Consider the following 18,056-nt stretch of genomic DNA (forward strand, 5'->3'; position numbering starts at 1 on the left):
TGGGAGGCGAGCGGGCGGCTGCCCTAGCCTGTCGGGATGTTCGCCAAGCGGAGGGCTCGCCGAGAGCAGGAGCGGCAGGAGGACCTGGCCGCGCGCATCGTGTCGCCCGTGGCCGAGGTGAGGGTGGCCACGGCCCGGGAGATCGCGGGGGTGCGGGACACGGGCTGGGCGATACGGGAGCTGGCCCGTGCCCTGCACCGGGAATCGTCTCCCGCCGCGGCAGCGGACATCGCGGAGATCTTCTGCGATGCCGTCTGCCGTGACCGCTCGGCGCGTGAGCGGGTGGAGTCGATGTTCGTGGCGCACGCCGACGATCCTGCGGCGCTGGTGCGCGCGTGGACGGCGTTCCTGGCGGGGTTCGGGGCGGGCGCCGCTCTGGAGACGGTCGACGACGAAGTGGCCGCCGAGGTGACTCACCGGATGCGCCGGGTGGGCGAGCAGGGCTGCAAGCTCTCCGAGCTGTCCGGCACGGACCCGGACAGCTTTCCCTACCAGCTCACGTTCACGTTCGCCGTCGCCCTGCTCCACGACACCGTGCGCCGCCACACCCCCCTGACCTCGGCCGACGCCGACCGGGCCCGACGGCACATCCGCGCGGCCCTGAAGTCGGCCCTCGCGCACCCAGTGGACAGCGACGAGCGCCAGGAGGTACTCACCGCCCTGTGTGAGCGGCCCGAGGACGAGTCCTGGTCCGACCGGCAGACCGCCGCGCTGTGCATCGAGGAAGCGCTCGATCTGTGCCGCAGTGCCGAGGACGACCTGATCCCGCTGGGCCTGGAAGCGCTCGACATCACGCTCCACGGCAACGAGGTGTACCGCCACGACGCCGTCCGCGAGACGCTCGACGGGCTCCGCGCACCGGAGCAGGACCCGATCGTCTTCAGCAAGGTGCTGAGCTGCTACCCCGCGCTGCACGCCGACCGGCCGCTCGACGCCCCGCCGGTCGAGATGTTCCTCGCGGCGCTGGCGCACACCGACTCCACCGTGCGGGCGAGCGCCGCCGCCGGTCTGGACACCCTCGCACCCGGGCTGCCCCAGGAGACTCGGGCCGTCGCCGCGCTGATCCACGCCCTCGACCACGACCCGGACGTCGAGGTCGTGCGCTGCGCCTCCTACGCCCTCGCCACAATCGCCTGCACCGAGGAGGCCAACTCCCGCGCGGCCTCCACCGCGCTCGCGAAGCTGACGGATTCGGCCGACCCGGCCCTGCGGCTGGCGAGCATCGAGGGGGCGCTCAACAGGCGCGAGCCCGGAGCGTTCGACCGTCTGACGGCCGAGCTGCGACGCCCTGATGTGGAGGCCATGTTCGTCTCCCATGTGGGCTATCACTGCGAGCGCACCGGCGGTGTGGCCGAGGACGTGGGTGCCGAATGGGCCCGCCTGCTGGAGCAGTTGCGCCTGAACGGCTGGGCCGACCGTCCTGGCGAAGACGAGGACGGCGACGACACGGACCCGTCGTTCCGCGCGCTCCTCCTGAACTTCGCCCTCAAGTCCCTCCCCGCCCGCGCCTAGGCGGACGCCCGCCGCACCAACGTCGTGGGCAGCACCACCCCGGACGTCGCGTCCCCGGGGCCCTTCAGCAGCAGGCGGGCCATCAACCGGCCCATCTCCTCGATGTCCTGACGGATCGTCGTGAGGGGCGGGTCGGTCTGTTCCGCGATCGGCAGCATGTCGTCGAAGCCGATGACCGCGACGTCGTCGGGGACGCGGCGGCCGTGCTCGCGCAGGACGCGCAACGCGCCGGACGCGGTCAGGTCGTTCGCGGCGAACACGGCGTCGATGTCCGGGCAGCGGTCGAGGAGTGCACGCATCGCCCGCTCCCCGCCGGCCGGCGTGAAGTCACCCTCGACGACGAGCCGCGCGTCGACGTCTCCCATGACGTCCCGGAAGCCTTCCAGCCGGTCCACCGCCGACGTCTGGTCGAGGGCGCCGGTGATGTGGGCGACACGGCTGCGGCCGAGGCCGACGAGATGCCGTACGGCGTCCCGGGCGCCGCCCCGGTTGTCGCTGTCGACGTACACCACGTCGTCGCCCGTGCCGTCTCTCCAGCCGGGCCGGCCGCCGAACACGGTGGGAATTCCGGCCCGTTGGATGAGGCCGGGCAGCGGGTCGTCGAGGTGCAGGGAGAAGACGAGCGCCCCGTCGACATGGCCGCCGGCGAGATAGCGGCCGACGCGGGCGTGGTCGTCCCGGCCCTCGGTGAGCAGCAGCACGAGTTGGTTGTCGTGGGCCGTCAACTCCTTGCTGATGCCGCGTAGTTGCAGTGCGAAGAAGGGGTCGGCGAAGACCCGGGTCTCCGGTTCGGCGACGACGACGGCGATGGCGTCGTGCCGTCGCGTCACGAGGCTGCGGGCGGCCTGGTTGGGGACGTACCCCAGCTCCTCCACGGCCCGCCGGACCCGCTCGACGAGCGGCTCCCTGACCCCGTCGCCGCCGTTCACCACCCGCGACACGGTGGCCCGCGAGACCCCGGCCCGCGCGGCCACGGCCTCCAGCGTGGGACGCGGCACTGTCTCGCTCACTTCGGGGCCCTCCTCCTGGTTGCGGCCCAGGATAGCCCTGGTCGGGGGCGGGAGTGAGAGCGCTCTCGGGAGGGCGGAAACGTGGTTGCGGAGGCGGGCGTGACGGCAAGAGGATCACCGCATGACTTCGAGAAGAGCACATGACCGCTGAGCCCCGCCTCACGCCGTACGCGCGACTCCCCCTCGCGTATCACGGGCGGGACGTGCTGCACAGCACCGTCGACGCGTTCGGGCGGGCGCACTGGCTGCTGCGCGACTCGGCGCGGCGGGGCGATGTGTACGACGCCCTGGTCCTCACGGTCGAGGACGGGCGCAACCGCAGGACCCGTCTGCGGTCCGTTCACGCCCGCTTCCCTCGGGTGGACGCGCTGCCGGACGGCGGCTTCGTGGTGGCCGACGCCCGCCGACAGGACGGTGTCGACCAGGTGCAGGTGTTCGGCTCGTCGGGGCACCCGTCATGCGCCTTCGATGTCGGTGACGCCATCGAACACCTGCTGACCGACGAGACCGGCGACCTGTGGGTGGGCCACTTCGACGAGGGCGTCGGCAGCGACCCGCTCTGCGATCCGGGGCTGCGGTGCTGGAGCAGTGCCGGGGAACCGCTGTGGCAGTACCACCAGCCCCCGGAGGCCGGCTGGTTCCTGGACTGCTACGCCCTGAACGTGGACCGCCGCTGCACCTGGGCGTACCCGTACACGGACTTCCCGCTCCTGGAGGTCCGGAACAGACGGCGGGCGCGCATCCGCACCACGCCCGTCCGGGGCGCGAAGGGGGTGATGGTCCATGGGCCTCGTGTCGCGCTCTACGGCGGGTACGCCGACGACCACGACCGACTCCTCCTGGGCACCCTCACCGAGTCGGCGATCGAGCCCGTCGAGGAGACCCGGCTGCTCCGTGCAGACGGTGCGCGGTCGGGGCGTCGGCGGGTCGTCTGTCGCGGTCCCCGTCTCTACGTGCAGGAGGAGAACGCCGCTGAGTGGACCCTGTTCGACATCAGCTGACCCCGCTCACCAGAACTAGTGCTCATGCGGTTCGTACCCCGGAATCGTCCCGTCCGTCTTCTTCACCAGGAACAGCCCCACCATCCCCATGTCCGAGTGGCTCTGGACATGGCAGTGGTACATCCACGCGCCCGCTCCGACGCCCTCCCCCGCGATCACCTGGAAGCCGAAGGAGTCCGCCGGGCCCACGATCTTGTTGTCGATGACCTGGCTCGGGTCGTCGGGGCCGGTGAGGGTGCCGGTGCGGTTGTCCGCCCAGCGGTGACCGTGCATGTGGAACGTGTGGTAGTACTCGCCGTGCGTGATCATCACGAACTCGACCCGATCACCCACCGTCGCCTCGAAGTTCGGACCCGAGTGCGCGGGCTTGTTGTTGATGAGCATGTCGTTGAAGACGATCGTGTGGGTCGCGTCCGGGAGGATGTCGCCCTTGCGGCGGACGATCACCGGGCCGTACAGGCCTTTGCGGATGCCGCCCGTGCCGTGTTCCGTGCCGACCACGTGGTCGTGGTAGTGCCAGTAGCCCGCACTCCCCGCCCGCCACGTGCCGTCCTTGCGGCGGCCGGGGGCATGGGTGCGCCAGGTGTAGGTGCGGGTGCCGCCCGGTTCGACGTCGCTCTTGTTCAACTTCGTGCCGTCGCTGGAGATCTCGTAGTCCAGGCCGTGGACGTGGAGGCTCGCCGCCACGTCCATCGTGTTCTCGAACTCGATGTGCAGCGTGTCACCCTCGTTGAGCTCGATCAGCGGGCCCGGGACCGTCGCCTTGCCCTTCTCGAAGCCGTAGCCCATCTGCCCGTCGGCGAGTTTCTCGGCGTACAGCTTGATGTGCCGGACCTCCCCGCCCGCCGGGGCCGTCTTGGCCGGGGTGTCGGCACTCGCGGCCTCCGGTGCCGTGGACAACGATGTCGCGACGGTCCCGGCGCCCACCACCGCCGCGCCGCCCAGCAGCATCCTCCGATTGAACCCGCGTCTGTCCATGCGGAACTCCCCAGCCTGGTAAGGAATTTGCAGAGACGTACCTGTGACGAACCTGTGCGACGGTACCGGCCGTTCCGCTGTTTATCCACACTCAGGACAAAGTTGGCCCCAACTCGGTCATAGGTATTGGCGAGTTGCGCAAAGACGTCTAGCTTCCTTGGCGCTGTCGCTGTGACCGAGGAGGTGCCCATGCACTTACGAGGGTTGAGCACGAGAAGACGGATCGGTGTGGCGGGCGTGACCGCCGGGGTCGTCGTGGCCGGGCTGTTGTCCGGTCCCGCCGCCACCGCGCGCCCGGCGCCCGAACCACCGCTGACAACGATGTCCGTGAAGTCGCCGCCGGGCGGCGCGAATGTACGGGTGCTGCTCTTCTACGGGTCCGCCGCGTCCGGCGAGGAGTCGCCGGTGGTGAACGCCGGGATCGAGGCGATCGAGAAGATCGGGCTGTCCGGCCCGGCCGAGCAGCGGTTCAAGACCGTGGCCACGGACGACGCCTCGGTGTTCACCGATGAGACCAAGCTGGGGCGTTACAACGCGATCGTCTTCCTCACCGGGGGCGGTGACATCCTCGATCCCGAGCAGGAGGCGGGGCTCGAGGCCTATATGGAGGCCGGTGGCGGGTTCGTCGGCATCCATGACGCCGCGCGGGCCGAGCCGTACTCGGACTGGTTCACGGGGCTCGTCGGCGCCCGCCCTGCCGCCTCCAGCCCAACCGCCGTACAGCGCGCGGTCGTTGAAGTGGGCGACCGGCAGCATCCGGCGACCAAGGACCTGCCGGTGCAGTGGAAACGGCCGGATCAGTGGTTCAACTGGGCCAAGAACCCGTCGGGTTCCGTGCACACCGTGGCCCGGGTGCGCGAGTCGACGTATCAGCCCGGCGACGGGAAGAACGGCTGGGACCACCCGGTCAGTTGGTGCCGTGACTACGACGGCGGACGCTCCTTCTACACCGGCATGGGCGGCACCGTCTCCTCGTACGACGAGACCGACTTCCGTGCCCATCTGCGCGGCGCGCTGCTGTGGACGACGCGGCTGGTGCAGGCCGACTGCAAGGCCACCATCACCGGCAACTACAAGGCCGAGCGTCTCACCCAGCCCAACCAGCCGGGCCAGAACGACCAGATCGGCGAGCCGCACGGCCTGGTCACGGCACCGGACGGGCGGGTGCTCTACATCGGCCGGGGCGGCGCCGACTCCTCCCAGCCGGTGGTCACCGACTGGAACAACCCCGACATCGGCAAGGGCAAGGGCGAGATCCACGTCTACGACCCGAAGACCAAGAAGGTGACGCTCGCGGGTGCCCTGACCGTCTTCGGCAACAAGGGCGGCGGCGACGAGCTGGTGAAGGTCGAGGAGGGGCTCCTCGGCATCGAGCTCGATCCCCGGTTCGAGGAGAACGGGTGGGTGTATCTGCACTACACCCCGCACTCGCAGATCAACCGCGAGACCAGGACGGCCGAGCGGCGCGTCTCCCGCTTCACCCTCGACCTCGCCACCAACAAGCTGGACCTGGGCAGCGAGAAGGTACTGCTCAAGTGGCCGGTGCAGATCCACAGTTGCTGCCACGCGGGCGGCGGAATGACCTGGGACTCCAAGGGCAACCTGTACATCGCGACCGGTGACAACAACTCCAGCCGCTTCAGCGACGGTTACTCGGGCAACAACCCGGAGCCGAACTACAAGGGCGTCTCCTTCGCCGACGCGCGCCGCACCGCCGGCAACACCAACAACCTCAACGGCAAGATCCTGCGCATCCACCCGGAGGCCGACGGGACGTACACCCTGCCCGCCGGGAACCTCTTCACCGGGCAGGAGACCGACGAGGGCGGCGGCAAGACACGCGGCGAGATCTATGTGATGGGCGTCAGGAACCCGGCCCGCATCTTCGTCGACAAGAAGACCGACATCCTCTACGCGGGGTGGGTCGGCCCGGACGCCTCGGCGCCCTCGACGACCTGGGGCCCGGCGAAGTACGACACGTTCGCCGTCATCACCAAGGCGAGCAACCGGGGTTGGCCGTACTGCATGGGCAACAAGCAGCCCTACCGCGACCGCAACCTCCCCGATCCGACGAAACCGCTCGGCTGGTACGACTGCGACCACCCGAAGAACGAGTCCCCGAACAACGACGGCCTCGTCAACCTCCCGCCGGTCACCGGCAACAACATCTGGTACTCGCCCCAGGGCGGCGCCCCGGACTTCCCGCGCGACGCGAACGGCATCCCGTCGTACAAGCAGGAGGAGTCCACGTATCTGCTGCCGTGGCTCAAGGGCGGCGGGCAGGCCGCGATGAACGGGCCGGTCTACCGCTACGACGCCGCGAGCGCGAGTGACGTGAAGTGGCCCTCGTACTGGGACGGCAAGTGGTTCGTCGGCGACTTCTACGACGCCGACCAGCCGCGCAACGCGGTCATCACCGACCCGAAGAACCATGGTGACGGTGGACTCCCGGTCCACTCCGAGTCGTTGAAGAAGATCGTCCCGATCGGCAACGACGGCATCAAGAACCTCATGGACTGGAAGTTCGGTCCGGACGGCTCGCTCTACGTCCTCGACTACGGCCGGGGTTTCTTCACCTCGGACGGCAAGTCGGCGCTGTGGCGGGTCACTTACACGGGCGGTGGTCCGACACCTGCCGCTGATCAGCTGGCGAGGGGGGCAGCGCAGTGACACGGCAACGAAGAGTCCTCACCGCCCTGTTGGCGGCGGTGCTGATGCTGCTCGGTCTCCAGGCCGTGCCGAGCACGGCACAACCCGAACAGGCCGCCGCCGCCCAGACGCTCACCTGGACCGCCGGCGACGACATCACGAAGTACACGTCGGCGCCGACGACCGCCGTGGCCGGTCAGGCGACGATCGTCTTCGAGAACAGCGCGGCGACCGGCAACACCACCGGCATGCCGCACACGTTGACCTTCGTGACGAGCGATCCCGAGTTCAACAGCGATGTCCAACTCAACATCCTGGCCAACCCGAACGACGACATGGGCGGCCGGCACACCGCCGAGGTCACGCTCACCCCGGGCCGCTACTTCTACCACTGCACGATCTCGGGCCACGGCTCGATGCAGGGCATCCTCGTGGTGACGGAGGGCGGCGGCTCGGACACCACGCCGCCGCAGACGTCCGCGCAGGTCACCGGGACGCAGAACGCGCAGGGCGAGTACGTCGGTTCGGCGAGCGTCGCGATCAGCGCCACCGACGACGGCGGCTCCGGGGTCGACAGCGTCCAGTACGCGATCGGCGACACGGGCGAGTGGCTGCCGTACACCACCCCGGTCGTCGTCGACCAGGTGGGCAGTCACAAGATCCGTTACCGGGCGCTCGACAAGGCGGGGAACGTCTCCGCCGAGAAGAGCGTCGCGTTCACGGTGGTGCCGCCGGCCTCCGACGACACCACGCCGCCGGACACCTCGGCGACGGTGACCGGTGAACAGGACGCCGACGGGGCCTACTTCGACATGGCGACGGTGACCGTGTCGGCCTCCGACACCGGCTCCGGGGTCAACACCATCGAGTACGCCCTCGGCACCGGGGCCTGGCAGCCGTACACCGCCCCCGTGATGGTGCACCAGCTCGGCACCCACACCGTGCGCTACCGGGCCACCGACAAGGCGGGGAACGTGTCCGCCGAGAAGAGCGTCCAGTTCAAGGTCGTGGCGACGCCCACGCCGGACACCACCGCGCCGGTGACGGGGGTGACCGTCGAGGGCACCAAGAACTCGGACGGGGCCTACATCGGCAACGCCAAGGTGACCGTGAGCGCGACGGACGAGGGCGGTTCCGGGGTCGACCGGATCGAGTACTCGATCGACGGCGGTCCGTATCTCGCGTACACCGCCCCGGTGGTCGTCGACCGCGCGGGCACTCACACGCTCGCCTACCGGGCCACCGACAAGGCGGGCAACACCGCCGCGGCCCGCACCGTGACCTTCACGGTGGTGTCGAGCCAGGTGCCCGCGCCCAACTGCCCGGAGTTCGACGAGCGGTTGACGGTGATCGTCGGTGACGTCGACTCGGGGGTACCGAACCGGCTGACCGACAACCGGTGCCGGATCAACGAGTTGATCGAGGACGAGAAGGAGTGGACGTCCCACGCGCTGTTCCTCAAGCACGTGAAGACGGTCCTGGACAAGCTCCTCAAGGAAGGCGTCGTCGACCAGCGCGAGTACAACGCCATCCAGAAGGCCGCCCGCCAGTCCGGGATCGGCAAGCCCGGGCAGACCGAGGGCTACCGGAAGATCCTCGACGGCAGCCCCGAGTCGTTCGCCAAGTGGCAGCAGGTGGGCGGGGGTTCGTTCGGGCTGAACGCCGACGGGTCCATCACCTCCGGGACGACCAAGGGCGGGCTCGGCATGCTGTGGTTCCCCGAGCGCAAGTACGGTGACTTCTCGCTCCGCCTCCAGTGGCGCGACGACGCTCCCGGCACCGGCAACGCCAACGCGGGTGTGTTCGTGCGCTTCCCGTGGGTCCATGACCACCCCGAGGAGTCCCGTCCGGAATGGGTCGCCATCAAGTACGGGCACGAGGTGCAGGTCCTGGACCGGCCCGACGGCGACATGTACAAGACCGGCTCGATCTACGGCTTCGACCGCGTGGGCCTGGCCGGCGCGGGCGTGACGCAGAAGGGCACCTGGAACGACTACGAGATCCGGGTGGTCGACCAGCACTACTCGGTCTACCGCAACGGCGTGCTCATCAACGAGTTCGACAACACCGGCGGCCAGGACTTCGTCCCGCCCCGCTCGGACGACCCGGGCACGGACGGCAGACGGTTCGCCTCCGGCTACGTCGGACTCCAGGTGCACGGCACGACGGACGTCATCTCCTACCGGGACGTGCGGATCAAGGAGTTGTAGTCCCGTCTTGCGGATCAAGGAGTGGTAGTCCCGTCCTTGCGGATCAAGGAGTGGTAGTCCCGTCCTTGCGGGCCCTGCTCGGCTGTACCCGCTTGGGTTCCCCCGGCATCTTCGGATACTCGGGCGGGTACGGCAGATCACCGAGCCCGTGGTCGTGCTCGTCGCGGCGGGCCAGCTCCAGCAGGGCCTCCAGCGAGAACGCGTGATCGTCCATGTCCGCGTGCACATCGCCGAGTTCGGCGAAGCGCGCGGGCATGGTCGCGAGATCGAAGTCCTGCGGATGCGCCACGCCCACCTCGTCCCAGCGCAGGGGTGCGGAGACGGGGGCGTGCGGTCGGGGTCGTACCGAATAGGCGGACGCGATCGTGCGGTCCCTGGCGGTCTGGTTGTAGTCGATGAAGATGCGCTCGCCGCGCTCCTCCTTCCACCACTTGATCGTCACGTGGTCCGGCATCCGCCGTTCCATCTCCCGCCCGACCGCGATCGCGGCCCGCCGCACCTGGGTGAAGGTCCAGCGCGGCTCGATCGGCACGAACACATGCAGTCCGCGTCCGCCGGACGTCTTGGGCCAGCCGCGCAGCCCGCCGAACTCCTCCAGCACGGCCCGGAGTTCACCGGCCGCGCGGACGGCGTCGTCGTAGTCGGTGCCGGGCTGCGGGTCGAGGTCGATGCGGAGTTCGTCGGGGCGGTCGACGTCGTCACGCCGTACCGGCCACGGATGGAAGGTGAGCGTGCCGAACTGGGCAGCCCACAGGACCGCGGCCTCCTCCGTGGGGCACATCTCGTCCGCGCTGCGGCCGCTCGGGAAGGTGATGTGGGCGGTCGGGATCCAGTCGGGCATGTTCTTGGGCGCGCGCTTCTGGAAGAAGTTCTCGCCCGTCACGCCGTCGGGATAGCGCTCCAGGGTGGTGGGGCGGTTGCGCAGGGCGCGCAGGATGCCGGGGGCGACGGCGATGTAGTACCGGGCCAGGTCCAGCTTGGTGAAACCGCGCTCCGGGAAGAAGATCTTGTCCGGGCTGGACAGCCGTACGGTCCGCCCTCCCACCTCAAGCTCCACCGCGTCACCCATGCGAGCCACGGTAGGCCAGCACGACAACCCTCGCATACCGGGCGAAATCCATCGGGGGCCAGCAGAATCGGAGGCATGGATCTGCCGGTCATGCCTCCCGTGAAGCCCATGCTCGCCAAGTCGGTCGCGAAGATCCCGCCGGGCATGCAGTACGAGGCGAAGTGGGACGGGTTCCGGGCCATCGTGTTCCGGGACGGGACCGACATCGAGCTCGGCAGCCGCACCGGAAAGCCCCTGACCAGGTACTTCCCGGAGCTGGTGGAGGCGCTCAGGGAGCGGGTGCCCAAGCGCTGCGTGCTGGACGGGGAGATCGTCATCGCCCGCGACGGGCGGCTCGACTTCGACGCGCTCACCGAGCGCATCCACCCGGCCGACTCCCGGGTGCGGACCCTCGCCGAGCGCACCCCGGCGTCCTTCGTGGCCTTCGACCTGCTGGCGCTCGCCGACGAGTCTCTCCTCGACGTCCCGCTGACCGACCGCCGGGCGCTGCTCACCAGAGCCCTGACCGAGGTCACCCCGCCGGTGCACCTCGCTCCCGCGACGACCGACATCGACGTCGCCCAGAACTGGTTCGAGCAGTACGAGGGGGCCGGCCTCGACGGCGTCATCGCCAAGCCGCTCGGCCTGCGCTACCTCCAGGACGAGCGCGCGATGTTCAAGGTCAAGCACGAGCGGACCGCGGACGTGGTCGTCGCCGGCTACCGCCTCCACAAGAGCGGGCCCGTCGTCGGCTCCCTGCTCCTGGGGCTGTACGACGACCATGGCGCCCTCCAGCACGTGGGCGTGTCGGCCGCCTTCACCATGAAACGGCGCGCGGAGCTGGTCGAGGAGCTGGAGCCGCTGCGCATGGACGACGTCACGGGGCACCCCTGGGCGGCCTGGTCGGACGAGGCCGCCCACGAGACGGCACGGCTGCCGGGGGCGCCCAGCCGCTGGTCGGGCAAGAAGGACCTGTCCTGGGTGCCGCTGCGGCCCGAGCGGGTCGCCGAAGTGGCGTACGACCACATGGAGAACGGGGCCCGCTTCCGGCACACGGCCCGCTTCCGCCGCTGGCGCCCGGACCGCACGCCGGAGAGCTGCACGTACGGGCAGCTGGAGGAGCCGGTGCGCTACGACCTGGACGAGATCCTCGGCACGGCCGACTGACTCAGGGCTTCATCAGCACCTTCACCGCGCCGTCCTGCTTGCGCTGGAACATCTCGTACGCGTGCGGCGCCTCGTCCAGCGGCACCCGGTGGGTGGCGAAGTCCTCGACGCCGAGCACGTCCTCGTCGGTCAGATGCGGGAGGATCTCGTCGACCCAGCGGCGCACGTTGGCCTGGCCCATGCGGAGCTGGATCTGCTTGTCGAACAGGGTGAGCAGCGGCAGCGGGTCGGCCATGCCGCCGTAGACACCGGACAGCGAGATGGTGCCGCCGCGGCGCACCAGCTCGATGGCGGTGTGGAGGGCGGCGAGCCGGTCGACGCTGAAGCGTTCCGCGAAGGGGCCGCTCAGTTTGCGGGGCAGCAGCGCCGAGGCGCTCTGGGCGAGGCGGGCGGCGGCGCTGCCGTGGGCCTCGGTGCCGACCGCGTCGATCACGGCGTCGGGGCCGCGGCCATCGGTGCGGTCGCGGATCGCGGCGACGAGTTCCTTGTCGCTGTCGAAGTCCCGCAGGTCGAAGGTCTCCACGCCGCGCTGCCGGGCCCGGTGCAGCCGCTCGGTGACCAGGTCCACCCCGAACACGGTTCCGGCGCCGCGCAGTTGGGCGACCCGGCAGGCCATGTCGCCGATGGGCCCGAGGCCGAGCACGGCGACGCTGCCGCCCTCCGGGACGTCCGCGTAGGCGACCGCCTGCCAGGCGGTGGGCAGGACGTCGGAAAGGTAGACGAAGCGGTCGTCGGGCGGCCCCTCGGGCACCTTGATCGGGCCGAACTGGGCCTGCGGGACGCGCAGATACTCGGCCTGGGCGCCCGGTACGGCCCCGTACAGCCGGGTGTAGCCGAAGAGCGCGGCGCCCATGCCCTCGCCGGTGACCTGGGTGGTCTCGCACTGGGTCGGCAGGGAGTTCTCGCACATCCAGCAGCTGCCGCAGGCGATCTGGAAGGGGACGACGACCCGGTCGCCCGCCTTGAGGTCGGGCACCCCGGCGCCCACCTCCTCGACGATGCCCATGGGCTCGTGACCGAGGATGTCGCCCGGTGTCATGAACGGGGTGAGTACCTCGTACAGATGCAGATCGGAGCCGCACAGCCCGCTGGACGTGATGCGGATGACGGCGTCCGTCGGCTCCTGGATCTTCGGATCGGGCACGCTCTCCACGCGTACGTCCCGCTTGCCCTGCCAGGTCACTGCCTTCATCGCGGCGCACTCCCTTCCCCCCTGCTGCCCCCTTCGGAGGCGCCCCGGGTACCCGGCCGAACCGCGTGCAGTGGTCCGCTCGGCGTAGCAAGGCGCTCCCTCAGGGGTGTTCACCCCGGCCGATCAATTCCGAGCGGGTATGGCCACCAATGAACAAATAAGCGCACAATCAGTGAAACGAGATATGGGTGGCGACGGTGAGCATGGGACGACGGGCGCGCACGCGACGCGCCACGACTACGGCGGCACTCCTGGCCGCCGCGCTGACGGCTTCCCTGGCGGCGGGCTGCACGGGCACGAACGGGTCCGGCCCGGCGGACGACGGACGGGCGCCCGGCCGGACACACGACGAAGGCCGGACCCCGGACGAGAGCCAGGAACCGTCGGAGAGCGGGCTGGCCGGCGCCTCCGTGCTCGCCGTGAAGATCGACAACGTACGGGCGGCCCGGCCGCACACGGGCACCGACTCCGCGGACATCGTCTACACCGAGCAGGTCGAGGGCGGGCTGAGCCGGCTGATGGCGGTCTACGCGACCAAGCTCCCGAAGGTCGTCGGACCGGTGCGCAGCGCCCGGGAGTCCGACCTGGAGCTGCTGCGTCAGTTCGACCACCCGACGCTCGCCTTCTCCGGCGCCCAGGGGAAGCTGATGCCGCTGATCAACAAGGCGCCGCTGAACCCGCAGACGCCCGGCAAGACCTCCGGCGCCTACTTCCGCGGCACCGACAAGCCCGCCCCGCACAACCTGTACCTGCGCCCCTCCCGGCTGCTGCCCGAGGCTCCCGGCGCGGACGCCCTGACCACCGGCTTCACCTTCGGCTCCGCCCCCTCCGGCGGCAAGAACGACACCTCGGAGACCGTGCGCTACCCGGCGGCCACCTACTCCTTCACCTGGTCGTCGAGCCGCGACCGCTATCTGGTCTCGATGGACGGCACCGCCGCTGTGACGACCGGGGGCAAGCGGCTCGCCCCGGCGACGGTCGTCGTGCAGTACGTCAAGATCCGCAAGTCCGACTTCCACGACTTCCTCGGCAACAACACGCCGTACACGGAGACCGTGGGCTCGGGGAAGGCGAAGGTGCTGCGCGGCGGGAAGGCGTACGACGCCCGCTGGGAGCGCGACAAGGCGACGGACGGCACGACGTTCACGACGAGCGACGGCGACCCGGTGAACTTCGCCGAGGGTCAGGTGTGGGTGCTGTTCGTGAAGGCCTAGCGGCGCCCTTGCCTAACGCTGTGCCGCGAGGGGTTCCGTCGGGTTGCGGAGCCCCTCGGCCGCGTCCGCGACCCGCTGGATCAGCTCGAAGAAGACGGACTGCTCGTCGGCGGAGAGCGGGGCGAGGAAGACCTGGTTCATCCGGGCCGTACGGACGGTCAGCTTGCGGTGGGTGCGCAGGCCGTCGTCGGTGAGGCGCAGCAGGAAGCGGCGGCCGTCCTGCGGGTCGCGCACCTTGTCGAGCAGCCCGCGGCGGCCGAGCCGGCTGATCACCTCGGCGATGGTCGACCGGTCGAGCCCCACCCGCTCCCCCACCGTGCGCTGATCCAGGCCCGGCTCGGCGACGAGCGCGTTGAGGACCGCGAACTGAGGCGAGGTGATCTCCTCGGACACCATCGTGTTCCACAGCAGGTAGTGCGCCTGCTGGAGGCGGCGGGCCAGGTGCCCGGGGTGGGTGGTGAGGTCCACCGCGGCCATGTGCGCTCCCGAGAGTTTGGATTCGTACGTGTACTGAACAATACCGGGCGACACCCTGACTGTCTCCAGGCCCGCATGGCCGACCGACCTCGTATTTCCCCTGGGTCTTGACGCGATCCCCGTCCGGTGGCAGCGTGAAGGAAACTTCACCGAAATAGTCAGTGCCCTGAGTAATCGGCGGGATGGAGCTTCACGCATGGACAAGGTGGTCGCCACAGCCGCCGAGGCGGTGGCCGATGTGCCGGACGGCGCGACCCTCGCCGTCGGCGGCTTCGGGCTGAGCGGGGTGCCGAACGTGCTGATCCAGGCCCTGTACGAGCGCGGCACCGGCGGCCTCGGCGTCGTCTCCAACAACTGCGGTGCCATGGAGTCCGGCCTGGCCGTCCTGCTGGCGGCGGGCCGCATCGCGCGCGTGACCGGTTCCTACATCGGCGCCAACAAGGAGTTCGCCCGGCAGTACCTGTCCGGCGAGCTCGAGGTCGAGATGATCCCGCAGGGCACGCTGGCCGAGCGGCTGCGGGCCGGCGGCGCCGGCATCCCCGCCTTCTACACCCCCGCCGGTGTCGGCACCCAGGTCGCCGACGGCGGACTGCCGTGGCGGTACGACGGTGAGGGCGGCGTCGCGCTCGCCTCGCCGCCGAAGGAGGTGCGGGAGTTCGATGGCACGGAGTACGTGCTGGAGCGGGGCATCCGTACCGACTTCGCGCTGGTGCGCGCCGCGCAGGGCGACCGGCACGGCAACCTCGTCTTCAACAAGTCCTCCCGCAACTTCAACCCCCTCGCGGCGATGGCCGGGCGCGTGACGATCGCGGAGGTCGAGGAGCTCGTCGAGCCCGGCGAGATCGAGCCGGACGCCGTGCATCTGCCGGGGATCTTCGTGCAGCGGGTGGTGGCGCTGACGGCGGAGCAGGCCGCCGACAAGATGATCGAGCAGCGGACGGTGAGCAGGTAATGGCCTGGACACGCGAGCAGATGGCCGCGCGGGCGGCGCGCGAGCTTCGGGACGGGCAGTACGTCAACCTCGGCATCGGGCTGCCGACGCTGATCCCGAACTACCTCCCGGAGGGCGTGGAGGTGGTGCTGGAGAGCGAGAACGGCATCCTCGGCACCGGCCCCTACCCGACCGAGGACGCGGTCGACCCGGATCTGATCAACGCCGGCAAGGAGACCGTCACGGTGCTGCCGGGCGCCTCCTTCTTCGACTCGGCGCTGTCCTTCTCGATGATCCGGGGCGGGCACATCGACGTGGCGGTGCTCGGTGCCATGCAGGTGTCCGCCGGCGGCGACCTCGCCAACTGGGCGATCCCCGGGAAGATGATCACCGGGATCGGCGGGGCGATGGACCTGGTCCACGGCGCCCGTGCGGTCATCGTCGTCATGACCCACACCGCCAAGGACGGCTCGCCGAAGATCCTGGCCGAGTGCGCGCTGCCGCTCACGGGCAAGGCGTGTGTGAACCGTGTCATCACCGATCTCGGGGTGATCGACGTGACCACGGACGGGCTCGTGTTGACCGAGGTCGCGCCGGGAGTGACCGTCGATGAGGTCATCACCAAGACCGACGCCAAGCTGACCGTCGCGGAGGACCTGCTGTGAACACCGTTTACGTCGTCGACGCCGTCCGCACCCCGATCGGCCGCTACAACGGCGGCCTCGCCTCGGTCCGCCCGGACGACCTGGCCGCGCACGCGATCCGCGAGCTCCTCGCCCGCACCCCCGACCTGGACCCGGCCCGCATCGAGGACGTCTACTTCGGCAACGCCAACGGAGCCGGCGAGGAGAACCGCAACGTCGCCCGCATGGCCGCGCTGCTGGCGGGCCTGCCGACCTCGGTGCCGGGCGTCACCGTCAACCGGCTGTGCGCGTCCGGCCTGGAGGCGGTCATCCAGGCGGCCCGCGCCATCGCGGCGGGCGACGCCCACATCGCCCTCGCCGGCGGCGTGGAGTCGATGACCCGCGCGCCGTACGTCCTGCCCAAGAACGACAAGCCGTTCCCGGCCACCCACACCGAGCTCTACTCGACGACGCTCGGCTGGCGCATGACCAACCCGCGGATGGACCCGCAGTGGACCATCCCCCTGGGCGAGTCCGCCGAACTCATCGCCGACAAGCACAAGATCACGCGGGAGCAGCAGGACGAGTTCGCACTCGCCTCCCACCAGAAGGCCGCAGCCGCCCAACAGGCGGGCCTCTTCGACGCCGAACTCGCGCCCGTCGCCGTCCCGCAGCGCAAGCGCGACCCGATCGTCTTCGGCGCCGACGAATGTGTACGTCCCGACGCCTCCCTCGCGGCGATGGCCAAGCTGAAGCCGTCCTTCCGCAAGGACGGCGGCACCGTCACCGCGGGCAACGCCTCACCGCTCAACGACGGCGCCGCCGCGCTGCTCCTCGTCGACGAGGAGGGCCTGAAGGAGGTCGGCCGCGAGCCGCTCGCGCGGATCTCCGCCACCGGCGTCAACGCCCTCGACCCGGACTACTTCGGACTCGCCCCCGTCGAGGCGGTGACGCGTGCGCTGGCCAAGGCGGGCAAGGGGTTTGCCGACCTGTCCGTCCTGGAGCTGAACGAGGCGTTCGCCGCGCAGGTGCTCGGCTGCGTGGCCGAGTGGCCGGAGTTCGATCCGGCGATCCTCAATCCGCAGGGCGGCGCGATTGCTCTCGGGCATCCGCTCGGCGCTTCCGGTGCCCGCCTCGCGGGCACCGTCGCCCACCAACTCGCCCGCAAGGGCGCCGGCGTCGGAGTCGCCACCCTCTGCATCGGCGTCGGCCAGGGCCTCGCCCTCGTCCTCGAACGCTAAGACCTTCAAACCACCCGGGATTCCTCATGACCCTCACCCAGCACGACATCGACCAGGAGATCGCGGCCGAACACGCCGCCTACGAGAAGCGCCTCGCCGACGGCGCCCCCGTGGAGCACCAGCCGCGCCGCGACTACGCCCCGTACCGCTCCTCGGTCCTGCGCCACCCGAAGCAGCCGCCGATCACCATCGACGTGTCCCAGGACCCGGAGCTGGTGGAGCTGCACTCCCCCGCCTTCGGGGAGCGGGACATCACCGAGATCGACAACGACCTCACCCGGCAGCACAACGGCGAGCCGATCGGTGAGCGCATCACCGTCTCCGGGCGGCTCCTCGACCGTGACGGCCGGCCGATCCGCGGTCAGCTCATCGAGATCTGGCAGGCCAACTCGGCGGGCCGCTACGCCCATCAGCGCGAGCAGCACGACGCCCCGCTCGACCCGAACTTCACCGGCGTCGGCCGCACCCTGACCGACGCCGACGGCCAGTACCACTTCACGACCGTCCAGCCGGGCCCGTACCCCTGGCGCCAGCACCTCAACGCCTGGCGGCCTGCCCACATCCACTTCTCGCTGTTCGGCACGGCGTTCACCCAGCGGCTCGTGACGCAGATGTACTTCCCGGCCGACCCGCTGTTCCCGTACGACCCGATCATCCAGTCGGTGACGGACGACGCGGCCCGGCAGCGCCTCGTCGCGACGTACGACCACAACCTGTCGGTGCCGGAGTTCTCGATGGGCTACCACTGGGACATCGTGCTCGACGGACCGCACGCCACCTGGATCGAAGAGGGACGCTGACCT

At 70.1% G+C, this 18,056-nt stretch carries 15 protein-coding genes; 10 read left to right on the top strand and 5 right to left on the bottom strand.

Annotated features, from left to right (window positions below; genetic code table 11):
• The first annotated feature begins 36 nt into the window (after window positions 1–36).
• The gene (locus tag IQ210_RS27110; RefSeq protein ID WP_194081743.1) at window positions 37–1,512 is read left to right on the top strand and encodes a HEAT repeat domain-containing protein; all 1,476 of its coding nucleotides are present in this window, start codon (window positions 37–39) and stop codon (window positions 1,510–1,512) included.
• Here the strand turns inward: IQ210_RS27110 and IQ210_RS27115 are convergent.
• Window positions 1,509–2,522 (bottom strand): LacI family DNA-binding transcriptional regulator, encoded by a 1,014-nt coding sequence (locus IQ210_RS27115; RefSeq protein ID WP_194081744.1) that lies wholly within the window; start codon window positions 2,520–2,522, stop codon window positions 1,509–1,511. The two genes, IQ210_RS27110 and IQ210_RS27115, sit on opposite strands and share 4 nt — an antisense overlap.
• A 140-nt stretch (window positions 2,523–2,662) precedes the next feature.
• On the opposite strand from IQ210_RS27115, the gene IQ210_RS27120 reads away from it, so the two are divergent.
• Window positions 2,663–3,523, top strand: a complete 861-nt coding sequence (locus IQ210_RS27120; RefSeq protein ID WP_194081745.1) for a hypothetical protein — start codon at window positions 2,663–2,665, stop codon at window positions 3,521–3,523.
• A gap of 15 nt (window positions 3,524–3,538) precedes the next feature.
• Here the strand turns inward: IQ210_RS27120 and IQ210_RS27125 are convergent, their stop codons facing one another.
• Window positions 3,539–4,501 (bottom strand): multicopper oxidase domain-containing protein, encoded by a 963-nt coding sequence (locus tag IQ210_RS27125; RefSeq protein ID WP_194081746.1) that lies wholly within the window; start codon window positions 4,499–4,501, stop codon window positions 3,539–3,541.
• A 189-nt stretch (window positions 4,502–4,690) separates the two neighbouring features.
• Between IQ210_RS27125 and IQ210_RS27130 the strand changes: the two genes are divergently transcribed.
• Both IQ210_RS27130 and IQ210_RS27135 read left to right on the top strand, forming a co-directional pair.
• Window positions 4,691–7,171 (top strand): ThuA domain-containing protein, encoded by a 2,481-nt coding sequence (locus IQ210_RS27130; protein WP_194081747.1) that lies wholly within the window; start codon window positions 4,691–4,693, stop codon window positions 7,169–7,171.
• Window positions 7,172–7,215: 44 nt separating this feature from the next.
• A complete protein-coding gene (locus IQ210_RS27135; RefSeq protein ID WP_194081891.1) occupies window positions 7,216–9,360 on the top strand; it encodes an OmpL47-type beta-barrel domain-containing protein in 2,145 nt (714 codons plus the stop codon).
• 43 nt (window positions 9,361–9,403) lie between these two features.
• Here the strand turns inward: IQ210_RS27135 and ligD are convergent, their stop codons facing one another.
• Window positions 9,404–10,429 carry a non-homologous end-joining DNA ligase gene (gene ligD / locus IQ210_RS27140; protein ID WP_194081748.1) on the bottom strand — a complete coding sequence of 342 codons (1,026 nt, stop codon included), beginning with the start codon at window positions 10,427–10,429 and terminating at the stop codon, window positions 9,404–9,406.
• Between the two features lie 75 nt (window positions 10,430–10,504).
• Between ligD and IQ210_RS27145 the strand changes: the two genes are divergently transcribed.
• Window positions 10,505–11,575: an ATP-dependent DNA ligase gene (locus IQ210_RS27145; protein WP_194081749.1), complete on the top strand. Its 1,071-nt coding sequence runs from the start codon at window positions 10,505–10,507 to the stop codon at window positions 11,573–11,575.
• A gap of 1 nt (window position 11,576) precedes the next feature.
• On the opposite strand, the gene IQ210_RS27150 is transcribed toward IQ210_RS27145, so the two are convergent.
• On the bottom strand, window positions 11,577–12,767 hold the full coding sequence (locus tag IQ210_RS27150; protein ID WP_194081750.1) for a zinc-dependent alcohol dehydrogenase: 1,191 nt from the start codon (window positions 12,765–12,767) through the stop codon (window positions 11,577–11,579).
• 203 nt (window positions 12,768–12,970) lie between these two features.
• Here IQ210_RS27150 and IQ210_RS27155 point away from each other — a divergent pair, with 203 nt between their 5' ends.
• Window positions 12,971–13,981, top strand: a complete 1,011-nt coding sequence (locus IQ210_RS27155) for a DUF3048 domain-containing protein (protein WP_194081892.1) — start codon at window positions 12,971–12,973, stop codon at window positions 13,979–13,981.
• A gap of 12 nt (window positions 13,982–13,993) precedes the next feature.
• Here IQ210_RS27155 and IQ210_RS27160 read toward each other — a convergent pair whose 3' ends face one another.
• Window positions 13,994–14,458, bottom strand: a complete 465-nt coding sequence (locus IQ210_RS27160; protein WP_194081751.1) for a MarR family winged helix-turn-helix transcriptional regulator — start codon at window positions 14,456–14,458, stop codon at window positions 13,994–13,996.
• Window positions 14,459–14,654: 196 nt separating this feature from the next.
• On the opposite strand from IQ210_RS27160, the gene IQ210_RS27165 reads away from it, so the two are divergent.
• Genes IQ210_RS27165 through pcaH form a run of 4 tightly spaced genes read left to right on the top strand, consistent with a single transcriptional unit; the run spans window position 14,655 to window position 18,053 of the window.
• Window positions 14,655–15,410 carry a CoA transferase subunit A gene (locus IQ210_RS27165; RefSeq protein WP_194081752.1) on the top strand — a complete coding sequence of 252 codons (756 nt, stop codon included), beginning with the start codon at window positions 14,655–14,657 and terminating at the stop codon, window positions 15,408–15,410.
• On the top strand, window positions 15,410–16,054 hold the full coding sequence (locus tag IQ210_RS27170) for a CoA transferase subunit B (RefSeq protein WP_194081753.1): 645 nt from the start codon (window positions 15,410–15,412) through the stop codon (window positions 16,052–16,054). Before IQ210_RS27165 ends, IQ210_RS27170 begins: the two co-directional genes overlap by 1 nt.
• Window positions 16,051–17,253: a thiolase family protein gene (locus IQ210_RS27175; protein ID WP_194081754.1), complete on the top strand. Its 1,203-nt coding sequence runs from the start codon at window positions 16,051–16,053 to the stop codon at window positions 17,251–17,253. The genes IQ210_RS27170 and IQ210_RS27175 overlap by 4 nt, the downstream gene beginning before the upstream one ends.
• Window positions 17,254–17,279: 26 nt before the next feature.
• Window positions 17,280–18,053: a protocatechuate 3,4-dioxygenase subunit beta gene (pcaH, locus tag IQ210_RS27180; protein ID WP_194081755.1), complete on the top strand. Its 774-nt coding sequence runs from the start codon at window positions 17,280–17,282 to the stop codon at window positions 18,051–18,053.
• Window positions 18,054–18,056 lie beyond the last annotated feature (3 nt).

It is taken from the genome of Streptomyces justiciae (genome assembly GCF_015163075.1).
Taxonomy (GTDB): domain Bacteria; phylum Actinomycetota; class Actinomycetes; order Streptomycetales; family Streptomycetaceae; genus Streptomyces; species Streptomyces justiciae.